The sequence below is a fragment of the Marinagarivorans sp. genome, from assembly GCF_982758155.1.
Window position 1 is genome coordinate 1 of the sequence record NZ_CEXWTU010000313.1, and the last position, 2464, is coordinate 2464.

Annotated in this window: 2 protein-coding genes and 1 tRNA gene; all 3 read left to right on the forward strand. The window is 52.2% G+C overall.

The features are described 5' to 3' along the window. Positions 1–147 precede the first annotated feature (147 nt). Complete coding sequence (gene fliI, locus AC3A8L_RS20070; RefSeq protein ID WP_487964049.1) at positions 148–1509, forward strand: flagellar protein export ATPase FliI; 1362 nt, start codon at positions 148–150, stop codon at positions 1507–1509. A gap of 79 nt (positions 1510–1588) precedes the next feature. Then, positions 1589–2047: a flagellar export protein FliJ gene (gene fliJ / locus AC3A8L_RS20075; RefSeq protein WP_487964050.1), complete on the forward strand. Its 459-nt coding sequence runs from the start codon at positions 1589–1591 to the stop codon at positions 2045–2047. Positions 2048–2206: 159 nt separating this feature from the next. Then, a tRNA-Pro gene (locus AC3A8L_RS20080) sits at positions 2207–2283 on the forward strand. Positions 2284–2464 lie beyond the last annotated feature (181 nt).

Genomic DNA, 2464 nt, shown 5'->3' on the forward strand with positions numbered 1-2464 from the left:
GGCTGTACTGCGACGGCCCGAAACCCGGCGTGGGTGATCAAGCTCCCAAGGTTTTAGCGGCCGAGGTCGACGACGCTGAAATTGATGAGGTTGAGGGTAAGCTAAAACAAGATGATCCCGGCCCTATTGGTGAAGAGGCTGATAAGGATGATTGAGCTACCGATGAGTGCCTGCCGGCGTTTGGCGGGTAAGCGGCAATACACAAGCTTCCAGCAACCCCCTGTAGCGTCAGGGCGCTTGACGCGAATGGTTGGGCTAACCCTTGAGGCTGTGGGTTTAAGTGTGCCGGTGGGTACCTATTGTGAAATTATTCGCCCAGGGCGACCGCCGGTAGAGGCCGAAATAGTCGGCTTTAGTGCTAGCACAACTTACCTTATGCCTATTCGTGCTGCGGAGGGATTGAAACCCGGCTTGATCGTTAAGCCCGTTAGTGGTGCTGACCGTATTCGTATTGGTGAGGCGAGCTTGGGTCGTATCATTAATGGTTTAGGTCAACCCTTGGATGGCAAGGGGCCGCTAGAAGGCGAGGCGACTCTAGACTTAAAGCCGCAAGCTATTAATCCTATGGATCGCGAGCCAGTTATAAAGCCGTTGGATGTTGGTATTCGAGCGATTAATGCACTTTTAACCGTGGGCGAAGGTCAGCGCTTGGGTTTATTTGCCGGCAGTGGTGTGGGTAAAAGTGTGCTGCTCGGGATGATGACGAAGTTTACCGAAGCCGATGTGGTTGTAGTGGGCTTGATTGGTGAGCGCGGACGCGAGGTAAAAGAATTTATCGAGAATATCCTGGGAGAGGAAGGTTTAAAGCGCTCGGTGGTAGTGGCTGCGCCAGCAGACGAGGCGCCATTAATGCGTTTACGCGCCTCCTACCTTGCGACACGCATTGCGGAGTATTACCGCGACCAGGGCAAAAAAGTACTGCTATTGATGGACTCCCTCACGCGTTTTGCGCAAGCGCAGCGCGAAATATCGCTAGCTATTGGCGAGCCACCCGCAACCAAAGGCTACCCGCCCTCTGTCTTTGCCCGCTTGCCTGAACTGGTTGAGCGTGCGGGTAACGGCACTAAGGGGCAGGGTTCTGTTACCGCTTTTTATACCGTACTAACGGAAGGCGATGACCTGCAAGACCCTATTGCTGATTCGGCGCGGGCCATTTTGGATGGCCATATTGTGCTTTCCCGGCAGATGGCCGAGGAGGGGGTATATCCGGCTATTAATATCGAAGCTTCAATTAGCCGCGTGATGCCCAATATTGTACCGCCAGAGCAGCTGAAAATGATGCAAAACTTCAAACAGTTGCTGGCCGCGCACCGTCAAAATAAAGACTTAATATCGGTGGGTGCCTATGTTCCCGGCGCCGACGCCACGATTGATCGTGCAATCGAGCGGCACCCGCATTTGATTCAATTTATCAGTCAGGGGCTCACCCAAAAAGCACAGTATGCCGAGAGTGCCGCCCATCTTAAAAGTGTTATCGCTGGTCCAGTTCAGGCCAAAAATCAGGGGTAGGGCGCGTATGCTGAGTGCAGGGACTGTTGTATTTTAAGTCGCACGCAGTAGGCGTTGCTAATCTCGCAGGGGAGTAAGCATGTCCGATAAAACAAAGCGAATGAGTTTAATTTTGGAGTTGGCCGAAAAGGACGTGGATTCGGCGGCGAATGAATTTGCTGGCGCAAAAGCGCGCTTAGCCGCTGAGCGAAACAAGCTTGAAGATATTTTAAGCTACCTTAATGACTATGCCGCTGCTAGCGAGGCGGGCAACTTACGCTTATCGTCTGAGCAACTAATGCGACAGCGCGCCTTCATTGGCCAGTTATCACAAGCGCAATCTCAGCAGCGATTACTCATTGCGCAGAATGAGCGCGAAGTCGAGCATAAAAAATCGTTATGGCAAAAAGCCCATCTCAAACAGCGCGCCATGCAAGACCTCGTCAAGCGCATGAGCGATGAAGAGCAAGCGCATGCCGACAAAAGAGAAGAAAAGCTGCTGGATGAGTGGGCGCAGCAGCAATACGTGCGTTCCGAGGCGCATGCTAAATTGCATTAGCCTCCCGCACTTGGCCCTTAGCGGGCCACATCTCTCTCGGGTTAAATGCAAATGTAATAAATGCTTGCAAATTCAAATGATTGGCGTAATATTCGCGCCCAGATCAAGGCGGCTAATTACGTCGTCAACAGACTTGATCTTCTGGTATTTATACCATCTCGGGGCATAGCGCAGTCTGGTAGCGCACCACACTGGGGGTGTGGGGGTCGTAGGTTCAAATCCTGCTGTCCCGACCAAACACTAAGTGTTCACGGTAAGTGATTACTAACTGGGGAAAAACTTCGGCACCAAGCGGGGAAAAACTCCAGTAGAAACAAAAAAAGGCTCGCATTGCGAGCCTTTTTTATGTGCGTTTAAAGCGTAGGCATTATCGATTGGCTGCGTGGTTCGAATTGAGGGCCGCTGTTTGCGTGGCGG